Origin of the sequence: Streptococcus oralis subsp. oralis (assembly GCF_002096595.1) — a bacterium.
Taxonomy (GTDB): Bacteria; Bacillota; Bacilli; order Lactobacillales; family Streptococcaceae; genus Streptococcus; species Streptococcus oralis_D.
In genome coordinates, this window is record NZ_NCUR01000010.1 from 759,031 (window position 1) to 781,359 (window position 22,329).

Consider the following 22,329-nt stretch of genomic DNA (forward strand, 5'->3'; position numbering starts at 1 on the left):
ATACTGACCTAGTATACCATGATTAAGACTCTGAAAAAAGTATCCAAAATTAATCATTGAATGTTTTCAATATTTTTAAAAATAAGAATTATCTAAAAACAAAATCCCTCACTCAGTTGGAACCGAGCAAGGGAAGATTAGGATCTATCGCTATATAGCTTTAAAGATTTTCAAAGGCCGTCATTCCACCTTGAACATTGATAACGTCATAACCCTGTTCAGCTAGAAAGTGACAAGCACGCGCTGACCTCATCCCAGATTTACAAATGACATAATACAAGAGGTCCTTGTCCAACTGATCATAAGTATCAGCCAATTGACTAAGTGGTAGGTTCTGAGCACCTTCTAAATGAAGCGTCTCAAACTCTTCTACTTCTCTCACGTCCACTAGAGAAAGTTGCTCATTTTGATAAAGCTGGTAAAATGCATCAAAGGAAATTTCTTTCATTCTTTTTCTCCAAGAATCTTTTGAATTCTTTTTTTCAAATCGGGCACCACTTCTGACTCAAACCAAGGATTTTTTTTCATCCAGATTTGATTTCGTGGTGAGGGGTGCACCAGAGGGAAAAATTCTGGTAGATAGTCTTTGTAGTGTTTTACCCGTTCTGTCACCTTGCCACTAACTTTCTCATGTAAATAATAGGCTTGGGCATATTGCCCAATCAAGAGAGTTAATTGGATATTGGGCAATTCTTGCAAGAGTTGTGGGTGCCATTTTTCGGCAAAGCCTTTACGGGGGGGAAGGTCGCCCGATTTTCCATGTCCTGGGAAATAAAAGTCCATGGGAATAACTGCAAACAAGCCCGAATTGTAAAAGGTATCTTCATCTACACCTAGCCACTCACGCAAGCGATCGCCGCTCTTATCCTTCCAATAAATCCCAGCTTCTTGCGTTTTAAACCCCGGAGCTTGACCGACAATATTGATGCGGGCAGTTTTTGGCGCCGCAAAGAGAGGTTCGATTCCGCGTTCTGTATAGCTGATATTCTGTGGATCCGCCATAATGGCTTGCTTGATTCTTTCGATTTGAGACATCTGTTTTCCCTCCAAAAAGAAGTCCAAGCATAACATCTCAGACTTCTATCGTTTTATTTGATCAATTCATAGATAGCCTCAGCATAGATTGCTGCTGCTCGGAAGAGATCGTCCAAGGCGATAAATTCATTGGCTTGATGCATGGTATCGATTGAGTCTGGGAACATAGCACCGTAGGCAACCCCACGTTCCAGCAAGCGACCAAAGGTACCACCACCGATGACTTGCTCGTGACCTTGGAGACCAGTTTGTTTTTCATAGACATTCAACAAGGTTTGCACAAGCGGATCTTCCATTGGCACATAGTGAGGGGTATGGCCGTGTTCAGAAAGACTAACTGAAGCCACTTGCAAGTTTTCAAGGATTGACTTGATTTGCTCTGGACTTGTTCCTTTTGGATAACGGAAGTTGAGGGCAATCGTATTGTCAGCACTTGTTTCATCAAAGCGGAAGACACCGGCATTCATAGAAAGGGCACCCATCTTTTCATCTACATGAGCAACCTTGAGATTTGTACCCTCATGGTCGTTCAAAAGAATCTTACCAGCGATGTTAAGGTAGTCTTTTGCAGGTCCTGCAAAGTCAAACTGGCTGAGGAAAAGGGCAAGGTAGGTCGCACCATTGACACCTGATGCAGGCATAGCACCATGAGCTGATTTACCAATCACAGTCACCTTGTACTGGCCGTTTTCTTCTTGGAGTTCTCCTCTGAGTTTGTGTTCTGTAACAAAAGCATCTAGTTTAGCTTGCAAGTCAGCCAAGTCACCTGAAACAACTGCTGTTGCTGATTCAGGTACCATGTTTTCACGCAAACCACCTGTGAAGCTGTGAAGGCGAGCTGCACCAGTATTTTCACCTGCAAAATGGAGATATTCTGTGATATTCCCTTTTTCACCATTGATGATAGGGAATTCAGCATCTGGAGAGAAACCGAAGTCTGGTTTCGCAAGTCCTACATGTTCAAAGTAGTAGTCCATGTCTGCCCAGCCTGATTCTTCATCTGTTCCGACGATGAAACGAACTTTTTTAGAAGTTGGAAGCCCCAATTCTTTGATGATTTTCAAACCATAGTAACAAGCTGTTGTAGGCCCCTTGTCGTCTGAAGCTCCACGCGCATAAAGGCGATCGTCTTTGATAGTTGGTGTATAAGGGTCCGTGTCCCAACCGCTACCAGCTGGCACCACGTCCATGTGAGCAAAGATTCCGAGAACTTCTCCTCCTTCACCAAACTCAAAATGTCCTGCGTAGTTATCAACATTTTTCGTTGGATAGCCATCGCGGTCTGCGATTTCAAGGAATTTTTCCAAGGCTTTTACCGGCCCAGGTCCAAATGGATGCTCAGCATCGGCCTTGCTGTCATCACGTTCTGAGTTGATTTCCAAAAGGCTAAACAAGTCCGCCAAGAGGTCTTCTTTGCGTTTTTCTACTTCTGCTGTAAAATCAATTGCTGTCATTTTTTCTTCTTTCTATCTTTTCTCGATGATTTCATCTACTGGCAAGCGGTAGCTTGGTTCCAATTTTTCGTCTGTGTAACCTACCGTAATCAAGAGTTCTGGGCGGAAGCGGTCTTCGATGTCCAAAACTTCGTTGGCTTTTGATTTGTCAAAACCAAGGATAATATTGGAACCAATCCCTTGGTCTGTCAAAGCGAGAACCAAATTCATGGCAACCAAACCAGCATTAAGGGCCAGGTAGTCACTAATCTGTTGCTCATTGTATCGGGCAAACTCGGCAGGCAAATTTTTCATAAAGTATTGAAGTTGCTCTTCTGAGAAATTGTTAGCACCACCAACTCGGGCAATCTTACGGGCACGCTTGGCAAGATCTGTATCTGTAAATAAGGCAATGGTTACAGGCGCTGATGATACCTGCTCAAAGTTCGAACCATAAGCCAATTTTGCCAATTCAGCATTTTTCTGACGAACCACCACAAACTTCCATGGTTGGCTATTGTGGGCACTTGGAGCCAAAGTCGCGATTTCGATAGCCGTACGCACATCTTTGGGATCTACTGGTTTATCAGTAAAATGCTTAGTCGCATGACGTTTTTTATTTAATTCAAGAAATTTCATAATCGATTTCCTTTTCTAATTCTACTGCATCCATTCTACCATATTTTGAAAGAGCTTGCAGAGATTTTTCATAGAAAGAAATTGGAACAAGGATGAGTAACCAAACGAAATCCATCATTTAAGTCAGGGATTCCCTCATCCAGTTCCAACTAATTTTCAGGGGTTTTAAGAAACTAGTCTACCTTATATTCTGACTTTATAGCCTCCAAAAATTTCTTCACATCCTCTACATACCCATGCTTTTCAATTAAACTAGCTAAGAGTTCCAGATTGTGCCCTCGATAGTTGTCATCTCGACGTAGTTCTTCATACATTTCGATAAAAGGAAGACCCTTGGACTTGGCTAATTCTAACTCTGCTTCATAATCATAGGAAACTTTTCGGAATAGAATATTTACCAATTCCCCATCTTCAACCTCTATCACGGCATACTGGGCACGGTGATTTTTTAACTTTTCCCAATCAAAATAGGGCATGCCAATCGTACCTGGATTGATGATTTGTTGCCCTTGACTGCCGTAACGAAGCAACTGCTTGTGGACATGACCATAGACTGCCACGTCCGTTTCCTCATCTAGGAGTTGGTCAAATTTATCTGTGTTATTCCCAACAGACAAGTCACCACCATAGTTCTTATTTGGCAAATTATGAGAAAGAGAAAAGCGCAGTCCATCAACTTCTTTCTTTTCCAGCATAGGTAAATTTCGTAGCCAGACAATCGTTGCAGGATCCATTCGCTCCATCAAATACTGTGTCATACGCAAGAGCTGAACTTCCTGTGGGTCTTCTAAGCCATATTGCCCATCTAAAGCCTCAAGGACACAATCATCCCAATTGCCACGAACAGCCACCGTAATCGGAAGGTCTTGTAGCAAAGCCACCAAGTCATTTGCACCTGGTCCAGGAAGAAAAATATCTCCCAGAAGCCAATATTCACTGACTCCCTGAACTTTAGCATCTGCAATCACTGCTTCTAGTGCCGTAGCATTGCCATGAATATCTGATAAAATTGCAATTTTATGGTTCATGATGATTTCCTTCCGTTTGGTAATCTACTCTCTCTTCCGCCACTTGAGCCAATTCTACTTCTTCCTGAGGGTTCAACTTTCTCTGCACAGCTTCTGCGACTGCCCTTGGCACCCCAACTTCGACAATCTCATCCACACTGGCTTCCTTGATTTTAGTGAGAGATTTAAAATGCTTCATGAGATTCTGCTTGCGTTTAGGCCCCAGACCGTCAATCCCATCCAATTGAGATGAAAAAGAATTTTTTGAGCGCAGTTGGCGGTGGAAAGTGATAGCAAAGCGGTGCACCTCATCCTGAATCCGTTGCAGGAGAAAAAATTCCTGAGAATTGCGAGACAACTCCACCACTTCAAGTGGATCTCCGAAGAGCAGTTCATGGGTTTGGTGCTTGTCATTTTTTTGCAACCCAGCAATCGGAATGTCCAAGCCCAGCTCCTCTTGAATGACTTGCTTAGCGATATTGACCTGACCTTGTCCCCCATCGATGACAATCAAATCTGGTGGGGTCAAGCCCTCGCGTTGAACTCGACCATAGCGTCTTCGAATGACTTCTCTCATACTAGCATAGTCGTCTGGTCCAACAACCGTTTTTATCTTGTACTTACGGTAATCCTTCTTACTCGGTTTACCGTTGACAAAGGCCACCATAGCCGAAACAGGGCTAGTTCCCATGATATTAGAGTTATCGAAGGACTCGATACGTACTGGGGCCGGGATTTGGAGCAAGCGTCCCAGATTTTCAATAGCTCCTTGGGTCTTTTCGACAGATTTTTCTAGCAGATTGAACTTCTGCTCCAGACTAACACGGGCATTTTTTATGGCTAGATTGACCAGTTGTTTTTTCTCTCCACGCTGGGGTTTGACAATCTTGGTATCCACCAAGGCCTTGACTGCTTCTTGGTCAATATCCTGCGGAATCAGTACCTCATTGGGAACCAGGTGAGATTTTTCTTGATAAAATTGTCCCACATAGGTCAAAAAGTCCTCGTCCGGATCATTGTAGTAGGGGAAGAGATTGACATCCCGCTCGATGAGTTTTCCTTGACGTACAAAGAAAACCTGAACACACATCCAGCCCTTATCCACATAGTAGCCAAAGACGTCACGATTTTGCAAATCTTTCGCCATGACCCGTTGCTTGGTCCGAAGCGTTCCAATGGCCTGAATCAGGTCACGGTATTCCGCTGCACGTTCAAACTCCATCGTCTGGGCTGCAGTATTCATCTTTTCCTTGAGACCATCGATAATTTTGTCATCCTGTCCTTTTAGGAAATCAGAAACTTCCTGTGCCATAGACTTGAAGTAGGCCTCATCCTTCTTACAGATAGTGTGGGCCATACACTGGCCGATATGATAGTAAAAACAAACCTTAGAGGGTGGATTGGTACACTTACGAAAAGGAAAAATCCGATCCAAGAGTCGCTTTATTTCATTAGCCGCCCCCACATCTGGATAAGGGCCAAAATAAAGACCACCGTCCTTTTTGACCTGACGGGTAATAATCAAGCGTGGATAGCGCTCATTGGTGATTTTGATAAAAGGATAAGACTTATCATCCTTGAGCATGATATTGTACTTGGGTTTATTTTCCTTGATGAGGTTGATTTCCAGCAGAAGCGCCTCAATATTGGACTCAGTGACGATAAATTCAAAATCCACAATTTCAGATACCAGAGCTTCCGTCTTGGTATCATGACTTCCACGAAAATAGGACCGCACGCGATTGCGAAGATTTTTAGCCTTTCCTACATAGATAATAGTGCCATTTTTATCCTTGTGAATGTAACAACCAGGGCTGGTCGGCAGGAGCTCTAGTTTTGATTTGATCAAGTTATTCATAGTTCCATTATAGCAAAAAGGCCGTAACAGGACGAACAAAAAGCCCCACCGATCACTTGATGGAGGAGCTTTGATGTCATTTCGGATTGCACCGACTTCATCTAGTCGCTACTGGTATAGAGTTTTTGAACAGCCTTTACATCCTGAGGCTGAATCCCATAGTAGGAACCTGCTGGCTGCATGACAGAAGTTTCGTTGGTATGATCCAATCCGATGGCATGCCCTAGCTCGTGCTCCGCCGTGTGCACGATTCGTTCATAAGAATATCCATAGTTTGGATTGGATAGATAATAATGATTCAGGCGAACCGTTACAGATATAAATTGTTTGGTTAACAAATTGGTTTGACTCTCGGCTTGACCTGCTACAGCGGTCGATCCATCATTCATCTCACTTGCCACAATATCTGCCTGACTAGGATCCGCAACCACCTCAAAGGTAAAGGCTCCCGTTTGATTCCAGTTTTTTATAGCTTCTGCATAGGCACCTTGGAAGGTCTCATCCATTTGAGGCTCAATATAGATGCGAGCTGAGGCTTGAGCCCACTTGCCTTCTGCATGTTGGTGACTGTCTGTCTGAGACAAGACTTCCAGCGTTCCCGTCTCCTTCCATTGATTCCAGCCACCTTGACCAATCTTGCTCATTTTTTCAACCTGATTGACCGCAGAATGAAAATCACCTGTCAGATACCAAACCACTCCAAAGGCAATGAGGAGTAGAATGACCACAGTCCAAACCAGACGCCAGAAGAAACGCCAAATTCCCAACAGAAATCGGAAGAATAGTCGAATAATCCAGAACATGACGCTCCACCTTTCATAAAAATAAGAACCTATCTTGAATTCACATTCTCCTTGATCAAGATAGATTCTCTATTTTACTGAAGAAAGCTGAAAGAAACCTAAAACTAAGATAAGCGTTCTTCCAAGACAAAGTCAATTGGTAGAGTAGCCAAAAAACGTTCCAATTGTTTTTCCCAGTAGTACCACTCGTGCTTACCTGGACTATGACTATAGGTCACCTCAAAACCAAGCTTTTTGAGGTTTTTCACTGCGAGGTTATTGGCAGAGTAGAGATAGTCTTGTTCCCCACACCAAGCCCATAGTTTAGTCTTTTTATCGGATTTTGCAGCCATGCTTTCAAGTGAATGAGGACTAGATGTCCAGTCTTTAATCTCTCCAAAAACTCCTCGCCAGTAGGCAAGCGATCCCAGATCCTGACTTTCAGGAGAAAAATCCTGAAAACTGAGCGCACCAGAAAAACTAGCCGCATGAGAAAAACGATTTGTCGATAGAGCGAGTTTGAAGGAACCATAACCTCCCATGGATAGGCCTGCTATAAAGGTCTTTTCTCGCTTGCTAGTCATATTGGGGAAGAAACGTTTCATGACTTGGGGGAGTTCTTCTGCTAGAGCTGTATAGTAGTTATAGTCATACTGAGTATCTGTGTACCAGCCATTGCTAGTATTGGGCATGATAACAATGAGATTGGTTCCACGCAACAAGCGCTCGACATTGGTACGTTTGAGCCAGCTATTTTGGTTTCCTGACATTCCGTGCAAAAGGTAAAGAACAGGAATATCTGTGCAATCTGGTTCAGTCACCCGACTAGCATCTGGATAGAGTACGGTAACGCCCCACTCCATATCCAAAACTTTTGAGTAATACTCAATATTCATAACTGCCATGGTTGTCTCCTTTTACTATTCTATAAGAAAAAGCCGAATATCGACTTTTTCTGTAGGTACTCTGCTTATTATTTTGCTTCCATTACGACTGGCAAGATTGCTGGACGACGCTTGGTTTGATCAAATAGGTACTTGGTCAGATTGTCACGAACCTTGCCTTTAAGATCTGCCCAGTCAAAGTCATCACCTTGAAGATACTCTTCTACCGTTTGGTTAATCAATTCTGAACTTTCACGGAGAATATCACGACTCTTCTTGAGGTAAACAAATCCACGCGTATGAACACGGGCCTTGGCCACAATTTTTTTCTCACGACGGTTGACAGTGATCGCCACGATAAAGATTCCATCCTCTGACAAGACTTTACGGTCACGAAGGACCACATTTCCAACATCCCCGATGGCATTTCCGTCAATCAAGACATCCCCTGCAGAAACTGCTCCAGCTGGAACAAAATCTCCATGTTCATAAGACATGGTCGTTCCCTTTTTAGGGATGAAGATACGCTCTGGCAACATTCCAACTGCCATGGCAGCCTTGGCATGCGCATCCAACTCACGATACTCCCCTTGGATAGGGAAGAGGTAATTTGGTTGCAAAAGATTGATCATCAACTGCAAATCACGCGCATTCCCATGTCCGGATACTCGCAAGCTTTGGGTAATGAGTTTCACCACACCACCAGCTTGGTAGATCATGTTTTCAACACGCGCCATGACGGCTTCTTTGGCGATAGATGGAGTCGTTACGATATAGACCAAGTCCCCATCTTTGATTTCCACATAGCGGTGGCGACCAATAGACATCTTGCGAAGTCCATTAATAGGCTCACCCATACGGCCCGTCTCGAGAATAATCAACTCATGGTCTTCAAATCGAGACATTTCTTTTGGTTTAATCAAGAGACTTTCGTTGGCTAGAGATAATTTTTTGAGACGAATCGCAGTACGGACGATATTTTCAATATCAAATCCAGTCAGAACAACTCGGCGACCTGTATCTGCTGCAGCATCAAAAACCTGCTGGATACGAGAGAGGTTGCTGGCAACTGCTGCAACGATGATACGACCTTCCCAGTCTGCAATGGTCTGAGTAATTTCATCCCCAACTTCACTCTCGCTAGCTACCTGGATATTGCTATCAGCATTGGCTGAATCACTGAGGAGCGCCAAGACACCCTCACGACCAATCTCTGCCAAACGAGCAAAATCCGTCGCATAGGATTCGCTAGCTGTCTGGTCAAACTTGAAGTCCCCTGTATAAACGATGCTACCTTCAGCTGTTTTCAGGACTATTCCCAAACTTTCTGGGATAGAGTGAGTTGTACGGAAGAAGGAAACCACAGTCCCTCCAAAGTCAATCTCCGTATCCTCATCAATCACATGGAAGTCATTGAATTTCTTAACAGCATCATTGCCTTTAACAAAGAGTTTTGCCAACTCGATGGTCAACTCAGAGCCAAACACAGGTACCTTAGCCTCTGCCAAAAGGTAAGGCAGAGCTCCAATAGCATCCGCATGTCCGTGGGTCAAAAAGACCCCTGCAATACGATCTCTATTTTCAAAAAGGTAGTCCATATTTGGAATGACGACATCAACTCCAAGCTGTTCATTTTCAGGGTATTTAAGCCCTGCATCCAAAACAAAAATTGAATTGTCAATCTCAGCGATGTACATATTTTTCCCATTTTCTCGTACACCACCTAGTGTTGTTAAACTAATATTACTCATTTTTCCTCCGAAACTTCATTTATCTTGATTATAGGGCGAATTCACCCTCTTATTCTAAAAGTTCTAAAACTTTCAGCCGAATCTTTTCCTACCATTATACCATTTTTTTGATTATTTTCAAAACGAAGATAGGTTTTTAACTAGAGATTAGTCACTACTGTGAATCAAATCTCTTTACTTTGACTTCTCTTTTGGAGGTTTCATCTAAGATAATAGAACGATTGTACCATCAAAACTATGGACTTTCTGAATCAATTTGATTTCAGATACCTTTCTCGAACCCTAAATTTCTCTTTTAGTTCAAAAAAACTTACTTTTACCTCTCGACTTGAGAACTATTTTTTTCAAAGACATGGTTTATCCACATCCAAAAGCGAGAATTGCCTGTTCGCTACAAAATCTAAAAAATTTTCAGCAATTAGCCACTAAGATGGAGGGTAACGATAGGAAATTTTTTCAAAAAGAAAAAAGACTTAGAAATTCTAAATCTTTTTATCATCTTTAGTTTGGATAGATATAAGTGACGTTACCTAAAAATTCATGAGGATTAAAGAAGCCACGGTAATTTGCAATCTGCTTTTGACGTCTGTAGTTTGCTTCCAATACCTGAATAGAGTTTTCACTTTGAACATCTGTTACATAAGCAACGTGTCCATATTCACCACCGTCCCAAACGGCGATTGCTCCTACTACTGGAATACTTCCTGTCTTATAGCCTTGAGCACTCGCGTAGATTGCCCACGTGTTGGCATTTCCCCACCAGTTGCTTGCCCAAGGAGCCAATTCTTTCACGCCCCATGTACACTGACCAACAGGATAAGAGTTTCCATAGTTTGTTGGAGTCTTTTCGACAACATCTTCTGTATCTGATACCACGTTTGCAGTGCTAGCTGGAGCACTGTAGGTAGGGCTAGCCTGAGCAGAACCACTCACTTCCAATACGTCCCCTGGGTGGATAGTGTCAAAGATGGTTTTTCCATTCAAAGCTGCCAACTCATGCGGATCCATGCCGTTTGCAGTTGCAATGGCATAAAATGAATCACCGTCTTGGACAACGTAAGAGTTCGCATGCACAGTTTGAGCCCCAACTGTAGCCAAAATAGCGGTAGAAGTCAAACCAAGAGTCAGTTTCGTAACTGTTTTTTTCATAACTAGATTCCCCTTATATTTTCTTGATAAGAAAATCATACTTGATTTACATGTCAGTTAGTTTAGAGTTATATTTTAGTCATGTTACAAAAATTTATACTTTTACTACATAAGATTTAAAATAAGGTTTAAAAGCAGACATCGTATAAAGTGATAGAAGAGAATAAAAAATGAATCGTTCACCCCATTCTTTACATCAGCAAACCATCCAAAAGATCGTCTTATCAACCACTCCCACAGCAAGCATTTATCCGACAAAAAGAGACCGAGATAGGTCATCTCAGTCCCTTTCCATCTATAACTCCATTAAAAAATCATACATTTCTTGCACGGTCCCCAGTGCCATCATTTCTTGATTTTTTACAGTTTGTTTGAGATTTTGGTAAATCTGACTTTCAGCAATTTCCCTTTTCGGCGCTTCTTTATTGACTGTCATGACCCCATCTTTGATTGTCACAAAATCTAGCTCCTCAAATACTTGAATCATCTTGACCAGCAAGATTTGTTGGATATTGAGATAAGCCGCCAAATCTTTGAGCTTGTAGCGAATATCAAACTCTGGAAACTGGTAGATGGTCTTGTACAATTTTGCAAACTGTTCTCTAGTCCCATAACCTGTCAGATAGTAGGCCTTATCAATGTCATTTTTGAAATAGACAGCAGAGAAGTGCTGTTCTTGAAAAACAGTCTTCAGCAAGGTAATATCCTCAGGAATGGTTTTTACAACAACCGCTTCACTAGTCGCTAGATCTGGCAAGTCTCCAGAGAAATCCAAGACTGGAACCCCTTCTGGCAAGACTGTATTCTTCCCACGAATGTTAAAGAGTTGAACACCTTCCACACGCGCATCCACCATCATCAACTGGAGGGCAGTTTGGCCATTCCATTGGTTGACAGACAGGGTGACTGCTAATTCTAGATTCTTGGTTTGAGCAAACTCTGTCGCCCATCTACCTTGTCCGAAGGCCACCACTTCAAAACTCGCCTCACCCTTGGAAATTTTTAGTTTGAGGTGGGCATTGCCTGCCCCCATAGTACGAGCACTCTCGACATTGAAATCCCTGAGATAAAAAACAGGTTTCTGATTGTCCATCCCAAAAGGTGCTAAACGTTCAAAACTTTTAACCGTTTCTAAGCTAAGTGTCTCCAAGTCCAACTCTTCATCTAGATTTAACTTGTTCTTACCAACAGCATCTGCACCTTTTTCACGGATATAGTCTTCCAAAACCTGAGATAAATCTGAAAGTTTCTCAACTTCCAGTGTCATCCCTGCTGCACCAGCATGGCCGCCAAAGGCGATAAATAGGTCTCGATGGGGATCCAGAGCCTCAAAAATATCGACAGCTCCCACGCTACGAGCACTGCCCTTGGCACGACCATCTTCTATATTAAGAACGATAACTGTCTGCCCTAGCTCTTCCAACAAACGACCAGCAACGATACCCAGAACGCCAGGATTCCAGCCTTCCTTGGCCAAAACCTGGACCTTTTTCTCAGGATCCACCATGGTCTTAGCTTCTTCATAGATTGACTGGACGATTTCCTTGCGCTCTTCGTTTTTCTGGTGAATCATGAGGGCAATCTCATGCGCTTCCTCGTCGTCAAATCCAGTCAACAAATCAATGGAGGGATTAGGATCGTCCAAGCGCCCCAAGGCATTTAAACGAGGAGCAATCTGAAAGCCAACCGTTTCTTCTGTCACTTCATTCGCAGCAATCCCAGCCATGTCTAGCATTTCTTGCAGACCGATGCGCTGGGTATGTCCCAGCATTTCCAGACCATATTGAACCAAAATACGGTTTTCATCTGTCAAACTCACCATATCTGCAATGGTACCGATAGCGACCAAATCGAGTAGCTCCACTTGCACTTCTTCTAAAAGAGCGCAAGCTAGCTTGAAAGCCACTCCGCATCCGGCCAACTGTTTGAAAGGATAGTCCGCATCTGGATGTTCAGGGTGAACAATCGCATAGGCATCAGGAAGGGTTTCCGGCATGGAATGGTGGTCAGTCACAATGACATCCACTCCCATAGACTGGGCCAATTCAATGGCCTCGTGACCAGCAACTCCATTATCCACTGTCACAATCAAGGAAATTCCCTCTTGCTCGATAAAGTATTTATAGACACTGGCATTGGGACCATAGCCATCGGTAAAACGATTGGGTAGGTGAACACGGCACTCGGCGCCAAGCTGTTCTAAACTTTCCTTAATAATAGAAGCCGAAGTCATGCCATCCGCATCGTAGTCTCCATAAATGAGAATATTTTCCCCTTCTTCAATGGCCTGACGAATCCGTTCCACTGCCTTATCCATATCATGGAGCAGATAGGGGTCATGTAAATCCTCTAAAGAAGGTTCTAAAAACTTCTTTAGACTTTCTTCATCCTGAATCCCTCTTTCAAATAATAACCGAGCCACCTCAGGACCCAGTCCAGCCTTCTTGGCTATCTTTGTAAAATCCGCATCTTCAACCTGCGGGGCAAACTGCCATTCATAAGTAGGTGTTATCAAAAAGACATCCACTCTTTCTAAGAATTCTATCGTTTCATTATAACATGATTTAGGCATTTTCTCTATCCAGATTGCTTTTTTATAACATTTTAGTGAATTTTTTCAGATATGATTTGACAAGAACATTCTTTTGGTGTAGAATCATGTTATAAAATCTAACACAAAGGAGATCTCTCATGGCTTTAGTAGAATTTAAAAACGTCGAAAAATATTACGGAGACTATCACGCACTCCGCGACATCAATCTCCGTTTTGAAAAAGGACAAGTTGTTGTCCTGCTTGGACCTTCCGGCTCTGGGAAGTCCACTCTTATCCGTACGATTAATGGTTTAGAGGCTGTTGACAAAGGAAGTCTCCTAGTCAATGGACACCAAGTAGCAGGTGCTAGTCAGAAAGATTTAGTTCCTCTTCGTAAGGAAGTTGGCATGGTTTTTCAACATTTTAACCTTTATCCACACAAAACAGTGTTAGAAAATGTTACACTAGCGCCCATAAAGGTTCTAGGAATTGATAAAAAAGAAGCTGAAAAAACAGCCCAAAAATATCTGGAATTTGTAAATATGTGGGACAAGAAAGATTCCTATCCAGCTATGCTATCTGGTGGACAAAAACAGCGGATCGCCATCGCTCGTGGTCTTGCCATGCATCCGGAACTCCTCCTCTTTGATGAGCCAACATCTGCTCTTGATCCTGAGACCATTGGAGATGTTCTAGCAGTTATGCAAAAACTGGCGCATGACGGGATGAATATGATCATCGTTACCCACGAAATGGGCTTTGCTCGAGAGGTTGCGGACCGCATCATCTTTATGGCAGACGGAGAAGTTTTGGTGGATACGACAGATGTCGATGACTTTTTTGACAACCCAAGCGAACCTCGTGCCCAACAATTCCTCAGCAAAATTATCAACCACGAAAGTGACAAAGTCAAATAAGGAGGCGCCTATGAAAAAGAAATTCTTTTTATCCGCATTATTGATTAGCCTTTTCAGCCTTGCTGCTGCCAAACCAGCCCAAGCCGATACCAGCGTCGCAGACATTCAAAAAAGAGGCGAACTAGTTGTCGGTGTCAAACAAGATGTTCCCAATTTTGGCTACAAGGATCCCAAGACAGGGACTTATTCTGGTATCGAAACGGACCTTGCCAAGATGATTGCAGACGAACTCAAGGTCAAGATTCGCTACGTTCCTGTTACCGCTCAAACCCGTGGTCCACTACTAGATAACGAACAGGTCGATATGGATATCGCGACCTTCACCATCACAGATGAACGTAAAAAATTATACAACTTCACCAGTCCCTACTACACGGATTCTTCTGGTTTTTTGGTCAATAAATCCGCCAACATCAAAAGCATTGAGGACCTAAACGGTAAAACGATCGGAGTTGCCCAAGGTTCCATCACCCAACGCCTGATTACTGAACTGGGCAAAAAGAAAGGTCTAACCTTTAAATTCGTCGAACTTGGTTCCTACCCAGAATTGATTACTTCCCTTCACGCTCACCGTATTGATGCCTTTTCCGTGGACCGCTCTATCCTGTCCGGCTACATCAGCAAACGGACAGAACTACTAGATGATAGTTTCAAGCCATCTGACTACGGTATCGTCACCAAAAAATCAAATACCGAGCTAAACGACTATCTTGATAGCTTGGTCACTAAATGGACCAAGGATGGTAGTTTACAGAAACTCTATGACCGTTACAAACTCAAACCATCTAGCCATACCGTAGATTAAGGAGGACACCCCATGACAGATTTATCATCTTGGACAGCCTATTTTCAGGATTTTGGACAATTTTTCAATGGTTTCCTCTTCACCCTTGCCCTAGCGGTTGGATCCTTTATCCTCGCCATGGTTTTGGGCATCTTCTTTGGGGCCATGTCAACCAGCAAACGCCCATTATTGCGTGTTTTGGCTCGTATCTTTGTCGAATTTTATCAAAACACTCCCCTCTTGGTGCAGTTTGTCATCGTCTTTTATGGTTTACCTCTTATCAGTGACCACACCATCATGATTCCGATTTATTGGACAGCTGTACTCTGCGTGGGACTCTATCACGGCGCTTATATCGCTGAGGTTATTCGTTCAGGGATTCAGTCTATTCCTAGCGGTCAAATGGAGGCCGCCTTGTCGCAAGGTTTTACCTATATCAGTGCCATGCGCTTGATTATCTTGCCTCAGGCCTTCCGTATCATTCTCCCACCTTTGACCAACCAAATCGTCAACCTCATCAAGAACACCTCTACAGTTGCCATCATCTCTGGAGTAGACTTGATGTTTGTGACCAAATCTTGGTCGGCCCTCAACGGAAACTATATCCCAGCCTTTTTAGGCGCTGCTCTTCTCTACTTTGCTCTATGCTTCCCTGTTGCCCAGTTTGGTCGCAAGATGGAGCAAGCCAACAAAAAAGCCTATTCACTTTAGGAGGTTACTATGGAATCTATTTTAGAAGTTTTGACCCCAGATAACCTAATCTTTATCTTTAAAGGATTTGGCTTGACCCTATACATTTCTCTAATCGCTATCGTCCTCTCGACCCTTATCGGAACAGTACTAGCCGTCATGAGAAATGGGAAAAATCCTATCTTACGGATCATCTCCAGCATTTATATCGAGTTTGTACGTAACGTTCCCAACCTCCTCTGGATTTTCACCATCTTTTTGGTGTTTAAGATGAAGTCCACACCAGCTGGTATTACAGCCTTTACCCTCTTTACCTCAGCAGCCCTGGCTGAGATTATCCGAGGCGGTCTCAATGCCGTGGACAAGGGTCAGTATGAAGCAGGAATGTCGCAAGGATTCACCTCTGCGCAAATCCTCTACTACATCATTCTCCCACAAGCGATTCGAAAAATGCTGCCAGCCATCATTTCACAGTTTGTAACCGTGATCAAGGATACCAGTCTTCTCTACTCTGTTATCGCTCTACAAGAACTCTTTGGCGCCAGCCAAATTCTCATGGGACGCTATTTCGAACCAGAGCAGGTCTTCAGTCTTTATATCCTGATTGCCTTAATTTACTTTATCTTTAACTTTGCTATTTCCAGCCTGTCTCATAAGCTAGCAAAACGTTGGCAACAAGCAGCAGAATAAAAAAGAAATGTGAACTCAAAACAAGGGTTCACATTTTTTTCTATAGATGGAAAAGAGTAACTCAATGCTATGCAAACGTTTTACTTTTTGGTAAAATGACTTTAAAACCATAAAGCAAGGAGAAAAATCATGATCCACGAACTTTGCAAAGAATTCTCTCAACTGGAACAAGTAGAAGCTATTGCTCTTGGTGGTTCTCGTGCAGGACAAGCCTACGATCAAAATTCTGACTATGACGTTTATGTCTATCTCAACTCTTCAATTGATGAGGCGACTCGCCTCAAAATTTTGAGTAAATACTGCTCCTATATGGAAATTGGAAACCAGTTTTGGGAATTAGAAGATGACTGCGTACTAAACAACGGTATCGAAATCGAGTTGATTTATCGTTCGCTGGAGTCGTTTGAACAGGAATTGAACTCAACCGTTTTTCAACACAAAGCTCAAAATGCTTATACAACTTGCATGTGGCATAATCTACTCCACAGCAAGATTTTATACGACCCGAATGGACACTATGCTTCTCTCCAAAAGACTTACCAGATTCCCTATCCACAGGAACTCAAAAAGCATATCATCGAAAGGCAACTCCTTTTGCTAGAACAAGCCATGCCTGCCTTCTCTCACCAAATAGAAAAAGCTATCAAGCGTCAAGATCTTCTCAGTATGAATCATCGTACGAGTGAATTTTTCGCTTCCTACTTTGACTTGTTATTTGCGCTCAATGAGCAAACCCATCCTGGTGAAAAACGAATGTTGGAGTACGCAAAGACCCATTGTACTCTCCTCCCTAAGCAATTTGAAGAAACTATTCGCAAGTATTTCCAACTACTCTACCAACCGCAACAAGGAGAACAAGCGGTCGTGACCTTACAAACCATCCTGAACCAACTAAAGGCCATTTTGCCATGAGTAAAAAATGAAATGTGAACCTCTGTTGCTGTTCACATTTTTATTTGTCGTTGACTGTAAAATTCTAGTCTACTCATATGCAGTTGCTTATTTTTGACCCTCTCTGAAAATCTGTAACTAGGTTAGAAACGATGAGTTCACATATTACCATAAAATACCTCTATAGGAGAAAATCAGAGCTAAAATTAATAAAATATAAAAGGCGAGAAAAAGCCATCTCATCTTCACACATAGAGCAATATATTCTCTGATAAAGGCCGATGGGATATAGTAAGCAGCTGTACGGCAACCAAGGCCATCTCCCTTCATCCCAATACGGCGAGCATAGGTACTGGTACGAAAAACATGGTAATCATTGGTCACAAAGAGAAAACGTGGACTGGCCACCAGCTTCTCTCCCATTTCTTTTGAGAAGAGAAGATTCTCATAGGTCGTCGTTGAGTCTTCCTCTAGGAGAATCGCTTCTCTCGGAACATCCGTCTCTTCCAGCAAATAATTACAAATTGCCTGAGCTTCGGAAATCTTCTCATCCCCACCTCGACCACCACTTGCGATGATTTTAACATTGGGATTAAGAGACTGGTGATAAGCTTCTACTGCCTTGTCAATGCGACTCTTCAGTAAGGGGGTCACTTTTTCTCCATTCAACAAGCCTGCTCCGTGAATGATGATAAAATCATAATATTTTTTCTTAGGAATGAAAAGATACAGAATGGAATAAAGCAGAAATCCTGCAAAGGCAAAACCAAAAATCAAATACGAATAAATCAAAAAGAAAAAGATAATATTCACTAGATGATTGGTGTAGAACAAGCCATTGGTATCGCTCACTCGAATTGCCATGATTACAAAAAAGAATAAAATCACGCAACCTAATCCTAGAGACAAATAATTTGCCTTGGATTTTCCTTCTTTTTTCAATAACACAAATCCATTATAAATAAGGAAAAAACCACTTAGAAAAACTAAAAGAGGCAGCAGGAGAAAAATCCCTGCAAAGAAAACCATGTGCACTTCTTTCTGCCCAGCTTCGTAAAAAAGATTGGCAATGGACATATAAGAAAAGAGCAGAGACAAAAGCAAGAGAGCTGGATTCCAGAGACTGCGATTGTCCCTTAAAAACGAAACGAGAAAAAGTAGGACAAAAAATCCTGTGATAAAGTACATAGTCTCCTCCTTTAATGACTACATTGTACCATAATTATAGCAATAGAAAAAGAGGACCTTAGTCCTCTCACTTAGACAGTTTATTCTGAGCATCGGCTACAACCTGAGCCAGACTTGTCTGACGCAGTTGGTTTTCCATAGCTGCTTGAACATCGAACAGCTTTTGGTCCAAAACTGCATGGATATTCGCACCAATTGGGCAATTAGGATTTGGATTGTCATGGAAACTAAAGAGTTTACCAGATTTTCCTAAACACTCTACAGCTTGGTAGACATCCAACAAACTGATCTCTTGAAGGTCTTTTATTATCTCAGTTCCTCCCGTACCACGAGCAACTGAAATCAACCCTGCTTTTTTGAGTTGCGATAAAGTCTTTCGGATAATGACTGGATTGACTCCGACACTAGCCGCAAGAAAATCGCTGGTTACTTTACTTTCTGTATCCTGCATTGCAATAATAATCATCATATGAGTCGCAATTGTAAATCGGCTTGAAATTTGCATTTTCTTCTCCTTTCACTGATATTTTATTCATCTTTTCCCGTATAAACATTATACCGTTTTTGGTTTTCCTGTCAAATATTAACGACTGATTATCTCCTCCATGCAAAAAGTCCTGTATCCCTCTTGCCAACCAGAACGGTAGAGGGCATACAAAGACTTATTTTTTATGCAATTTTACGGACAATCCCTTTTGTTTTATGACTTGACCAAACTGAGCTGATAGACACCCCAGCACCAACTAAGGTAAACACAGCTAACATAGCTAGATTATAAAAATAGTTATCTGGGAAATCACCGCTAAAGATTAATTGATTCACCACTCGGAAAGCAAAGGCAAACTCAACCCCTAGTTTGGAAACGACTTCCATCGCCAAGTCAATTTGATTTACTAGAAAGACAGTAATTACCATCCAAATAGAGGAAATCACAATCCCCTTTCGAGATACCTTTCTTCCAAGGATTTCATATCCTTTAATGGTACAAATCCCCAGAACAATACCCGCTACCATAGCTACATAACCTAGACGCGCGATAAATAGAGCAACTGCTCCACCAATCAAGGCTCCTAGCAAGGCACCAACTGCTCCAAGAAGAACATTTTCCTTCTGGTTTTGATAAGAATCTACCTCAATCTGAAGATTGCTCTTCAGCAATTGATAACTTTCCTCGTTGATAAGGAAAATTGAATCACCTAATTGATAGAGACCAACGGGACCCTCCTGACCACTATAGGCACACACTTGGACGAAATGATGGGTTTCAAGGAATGCAACGAGGTCTGTTATGAGCGTCTGTAGCTTTTCGATTGTTTTTGATTTGCGCATTGCACCTTTTACGACAAAAGAAACAAGGTACTGATTGATAGACAAGGTCGACAAGTTTGGAAGAGATTCACTCTTAAACTCATCCCAAACCAATTCATTTTCTTCTGAATCCGCAGGATTACCATTCAAACTCACACTGACACAAAGTCGAAACTGATTTTTCACATCAGTTTCTTGCAGGAAAAGTAAATAGCCTGACTGCGTGCCATAAATACTACGTGAATCTTCGTCAAATTGCAAGCCCAACTCCGAGGCAATAGCGTGTAACTCTTCTGGTTTCATTATCTGTCTCCTCTTATTTTGAATATCAATTAGTATGAGATTCAAATTAGTTATATTCCGTTATTCTAACATAAATTTGAGAAGCCGTCAATTCGTATCCAGTTCGACTTATCGGAAAACCACAGTTCCTAGACTATCTGTTTTCTAGCTAGAAGTCCTCTTAAAACCAATCTTTCTTGTCTCTTTCCATCCAAAGCTCAACATCCCTGTCATAACCTTCTTGTTCACTAATCTGACCTAACAATTCGTGGTTATGAGTATGGTGAATTCCATTTACCAAACTTTCATAGTAGATCTGGAAATAGGGGAGCTTCAAATCTTTAGCCAACTGCAATTCAGCTTCTACATCATAATCCACTCGACGAAAATCAACATCAGACAAACCTGCCTCATCAAACTCTAAGATCATATACTGGGCCCGCAGGTCCTTACGCAACTTCGCATCTAGAAAGAAAGGTTGTCCAATGGAACCTGGATTAAGAATCAACTGTCCATCACTTCCATAACGAAGCAACTGTTGATGAATATGGCCATATACTGCGATAGAGGCGTGTGGATTCGTGACCAATCTATCAAAATCTTCTTGTTTTCCCGTATGAATCAATTCTCTACCCCAGTTTTTATCAGGGAGATGGTGGGTAATTCCCACCGTTAAATCACCAAACTGACGATGAACTTGCATGGGTTGATTATTGAGGTCTTCGATTTCTTCTGGGCTGACCTCCTCTAAGATGTACTGACTTAGGCGCAGGAGATAAGAATGGCTCGCTTTTGTAGGGTCTAACTTGCGATGCAGGCCTCGCCAGAGACTATTCTCCCAATTTCCCAGCACTCTTACTGTAATAGGCAAGCTAGCTAATAGGTCCAAGATCCTTCTACGTCCTGTTCCTGGCATCAGAATATCCCCTAAAAGCCAGTATTGGTCTACCTCTGCCGCTCTTGCATCAGCCAGTACAGCTTCCAAAGCTGTCGTATTTCCATGTATGTCTGAAAGAACTGCTATTTTGGTCATTCTTTCTCCTTACTCTCTTACTTCTTTTGTTAGTATTATAACAGAAAACACCCGAAAAGATCACTATCACCGATCACTGGATTAAATTGTAAGAGCTTCTAAATCGTGCTATAATATAAGTAGAGATTTCTCCTTCATTTAGGATTATGTGGTCTACAATATCTCTCAAATATCTCTCAATTTTTTGCAGATTGGAGGACTATTGCCATGCGGAATTATCTTAAGTATATCCCATACTACCTTATTACTTTCTTTTTTTACTGGCCACTCTATGAACTCCTCTCTCTACTCATCTCCGATCCATATACACTGAAGGGACTGTACATTTACAACATCATCCTTTTTTCACCTCTAGTAACCTTTATCGTATCGCTACTTTATAGCTATCGATTTCATTTCTCACTTTGGTGGCTACTCGGTATTGGTCTGCTCTATTGCTTTACCATCATCACCTTTGGTGAGTTCATCCTACTTTACTTCCTAGCCTATGAACTCTTTGCCCTACTTGGCTTGGTTTCTGGTATGGGTATCAAGCATCTCCTCCAAAGAGAGAAAAACAAAAAAATTATACAAAAACCTTGAAAATTCTCGCAATCATGCTATAATAATGCATAGAGACAAGTCACTTAGTCCCTTTCTACTAGAGAGTGCGTGGTTGCTGGAAACGCATAGAAAGCCTAAACTGATACTACTCTACTGACTTTTATGAAAACATAAAACGGTGGCTACGTTAAAGCCGATCAGAGGTGTCAACAGTTTTTGTTGTGCATAAATGAAGGTGGAACCACGTTGCGACGTCCTTTTAGGATGTCGTTTTTATTTTGTCAGAAGGAGGAAGAATGATGCTTTATATGATTGGCGGATCGCCTTGCAGTGGAAAGTCAACAATTGCCTCACTTCTTGCTAGACAGTATCAACTACTTCATATCAAACTGGATGATTTGGTAGAAGAGATGATGAGTCAAGCAAGTGCAGACTCACAGCCAATTTGCCTTCTTAGAAAGGATAGAAATCCAGAACAAATCTGGATGAGAAAGCCAGAAGAGATGGCAGATGAAGAATGGTGCTTTTATGAAGAGATTTTTCCTTATGTAAAATCTTACTTGATAAAAAATCAAAACAGACCTCTCTTGGTGGAGGGAGCAGGACTTTTGCCTCACTTGGTAAAGGAGCTTGAATGTCAAGTATCATCCTATCTATGCTTGACTCCGACAGCTGATTTTCAAAAAAAGCATTATATACAGAGAGAATGGGTTCCTTATGTCTTAGAGGGTACAACCAACCCTGATCAAGCTTTTGAAAACTGGATGCAACGAGACATTCTTTTTGCTCAAATGGTTCGTAAGGAAGCGGTGAGATTAGGCTATCCTAGCCTCGTAACAGATGGTAGTCAATCAGAGCATCAGAATGCGGAAGAAGTTGCTCGGCTCTTAAAATTGTCCAACAAAAATAGAATAAATATTTAAGGAGAAAAC

General features: G+C 42.1%; 22 protein-coding genes. 7 read left to right on the top strand and 15 right to left on the bottom strand.

Translation table 11 applies throughout. The annotated features are described in order from the left end of the window. Positions 1-160: 160 nt before the first annotated feature. The 11 genes from B7714_RS08130 to recJ all read right to left on the bottom strand — a co-directional run bounded on the left by B7714_RS08130 (position 161) and on the right by recJ (position 13,053). A complete protein-coding gene (locus tag B7714_RS08130) occupies positions 161-448 on the bottom strand; it encodes a rhodanese-like domain-containing protein (RefSeq protein ID WP_084860189.1) in 288 nt (95 codons plus the stop codon). Next, entirely contained in the window at positions 445-1,035 is a 591-nt protein-coding gene (locus tag B7714_RS08135) for a uracil-DNA glycosylase family protein (RefSeq protein WP_084860190.1), read from the bottom strand. The genes B7714_RS08130 and B7714_RS08135 overlap by 4 nt, the downstream gene beginning before the upstream one ends. A 53-nt stretch (positions 1,036-1,088) precedes the next feature. Further along, positions 1,089-2,489 (bottom strand): dipeptidase PepV, encoded by a 1,401-nt coding sequence (gene pepV, locus B7714_RS08140; protein WP_084860191.1) that lies wholly within the window; start codon positions 2,487-2,489, stop codon positions 1,089-1,091. 12 nt (positions 2,490-2,501) lie between these two features. Beyond that, positions 2,502-3,107: a nitroreductase family protein gene (locus B7714_RS08145; RefSeq protein ID WP_084860192.1), complete on the bottom strand. Its 606-nt coding sequence runs from the start codon at positions 3,105-3,107 to the stop codon at positions 2,502-2,504. Between the two features lie 173 nt (positions 3,108-3,280). After that, positions 3,281-4,135 carry a metallophosphoesterase family protein gene (locus B7714_RS08150; RefSeq protein ID WP_084860193.1) on the bottom strand — a complete coding sequence of 285 codons (855 nt, stop codon included), beginning with the start codon at positions 4,133-4,135 and terminating at the stop codon, positions 3,281-3,283. Next, positions 4,125-5,972 (bottom strand): excinuclease ABC subunit UvrC, encoded by a 1,848-nt coding sequence (gene uvrC / locus B7714_RS08155; RefSeq protein WP_084860194.1) that lies wholly within the window; start codon positions 5,970-5,972, stop codon positions 4,125-4,127. The genes B7714_RS08150 and uvrC overlap by 11 nt, the downstream gene beginning before the upstream one ends. 101 nt (positions 5,973-6,073) lie before the next feature. After that, the gene (locus tag B7714_RS08160) at positions 6,074-6,775 is read right to left on the bottom strand and encodes a M57 family metalloprotease (RefSeq protein WP_084860195.1); all 702 of its coding nucleotides are present in this window, start codon (positions 6,773-6,775) and stop codon (positions 6,074-6,076) included. A 104-nt stretch (positions 6,776-6,879) separates the two neighbouring features. Next, complete coding sequence (locus B7714_RS08165) at positions 6,880-7,659, bottom strand: alpha/beta hydrolase (protein ID WP_084860196.1); 780 nt, start codon at positions 7,657-7,659, stop codon at positions 6,880-6,882. A 68-nt stretch (positions 7,660-7,727) separates the two neighbouring features. Further along, on the bottom strand, positions 7,728-9,389 hold the full coding sequence (locus B7714_RS08170; RefSeq protein WP_084860197.1) for a ribonuclease J: 1,662 nt from the start codon (positions 9,387-9,389) through the stop codon (positions 7,728-7,730). Positions 9,390-9,890: 501 nt separating this feature from the next. Further along, positions 9,891-10,538 (bottom strand): COG3942 and LysM peptidoglycan-binding domain-containing protein, encoded by a 648-nt coding sequence (locus tag B7714_RS08175; RefSeq protein WP_084860198.1) that lies wholly within the window; start codon positions 10,536-10,538, stop codon positions 9,891-9,893. 295 nt (positions 10,539-10,833) lie between these two features. Beyond that, a complete protein-coding gene (recJ, locus tag B7714_RS08180; protein ID WP_162284823.1) occupies positions 10,834-13,053 on the bottom strand; it encodes a single-stranded-DNA-specific exonuclease RecJ in 2,220 nt (739 codons plus the stop codon). Between the two features lie 176 nt (positions 13,054-13,229). On the opposite strand from recJ, the gene B7714_RS08185 reads away from it, so the two are divergent. From B7714_RS08185 to B7714_RS08205, 5 genes are all read left to right on the top strand, one after another. Then, positions 13,230-13,988, top strand: coding sequence for an amino acid ABC transporter ATP-binding protein (locus B7714_RS08185; protein WP_001229587.1), 759 nt, complete (start codon positions 13,230-13,232; stop codon positions 13,986-13,988). 10 nt (positions 13,989-13,998) lie between these two features. Then, entirely contained in the window at positions 13,999-14,793 is a 795-nt protein-coding gene (locus B7714_RS08190) for a transporter substrate-binding domain-containing protein (protein ID WP_000726183.1), read from the top strand. Positions 14,794-14,805: 12 nt separating this feature from the next. Continuing rightward, positions 14,806-15,483, top strand: a complete 678-nt coding sequence (locus B7714_RS08195) for an amino acid ABC transporter permease (RefSeq protein ID WP_000131163.1) — start codon at positions 14,806-14,808, stop codon at positions 15,481-15,483. A gap of 9 nt (positions 15,484-15,492) precedes the next feature. After that, entirely contained in the window at positions 15,493-16,152 is a 660-nt protein-coding gene (locus B7714_RS08200) for an amino acid ABC transporter permease (protein ID WP_000443852.1), read from the top strand. Between the two features lie 129 nt (positions 16,153-16,281). After that, the gene (locus B7714_RS08205; RefSeq protein WP_084860199.1) at positions 16,282-17,064 is read left to right on the top strand and encodes a DUF4037 domain-containing protein; all 783 of its coding nucleotides are present in this window, start codon (positions 16,282-16,284) and stop codon (positions 17,062-17,064) included. Between the two features lie 144 nt (positions 17,065-17,208). On the opposite strand, the gene B7714_RS08210 is transcribed toward B7714_RS08205, so the two are convergent. The 4 genes from B7714_RS08210 to B7714_RS08225 form a co-directional block, all read right to left on the bottom strand. Then, on the bottom strand, positions 17,209-18,231 hold the full coding sequence (locus B7714_RS08210) for a YdcF family protein (protein ID WP_084860200.1): 1,023 nt from the start codon (positions 18,229-18,231) through the stop codon (positions 17,209-17,211). A gap of 67 nt (positions 18,232-18,298) precedes the next feature. Continuing rightward, positions 18,299-18,736: an Rrf2 family transcriptional regulator gene (locus tag B7714_RS08215; protein WP_001167395.1), complete on the bottom strand. Its 438-nt coding sequence runs from the start codon at positions 18,734-18,736 to the stop codon at positions 18,299-18,301. Between the two features lie 164 nt (positions 18,737-18,900). Continuing rightward, on the bottom strand, positions 18,901-19,842 hold the full coding sequence (locus B7714_RS08220; protein WP_000801525.1) for a hypothetical protein: 942 nt from the start codon (positions 19,840-19,842) through the stop codon (positions 18,901-18,903). A 160-nt stretch (positions 19,843-20,002) separates the two neighbouring features. Beyond that, positions 20,003-20,854 (bottom strand): metallophosphoesterase family protein, encoded by an 852-nt coding sequence (locus B7714_RS08225; RefSeq protein ID WP_084860201.1) that lies wholly within the window; start codon positions 20,852-20,854, stop codon positions 20,003-20,005. 207 nt (positions 20,855-21,061) lie between these two features. Between B7714_RS08225 and B7714_RS08230 the strand changes: the two genes are divergently transcribed. Then, a complete protein-coding gene (locus B7714_RS08230; RefSeq protein WP_084860202.1) occupies positions 21,062-21,436 on the top strand; it encodes a hypothetical protein in 375 nt (124 codons plus the stop codon). Between the two features lie 257 nt (positions 21,437-21,693). After that, positions 21,694-22,320, top strand: a complete 627-nt coding sequence (locus B7714_RS08240; RefSeq protein ID WP_084860203.1) for an adenylate kinase family protein — start codon at positions 21,694-21,696, stop codon at positions 22,318-22,320. Positions 22,321-22,329: the final 9 nt, after the last annotated feature.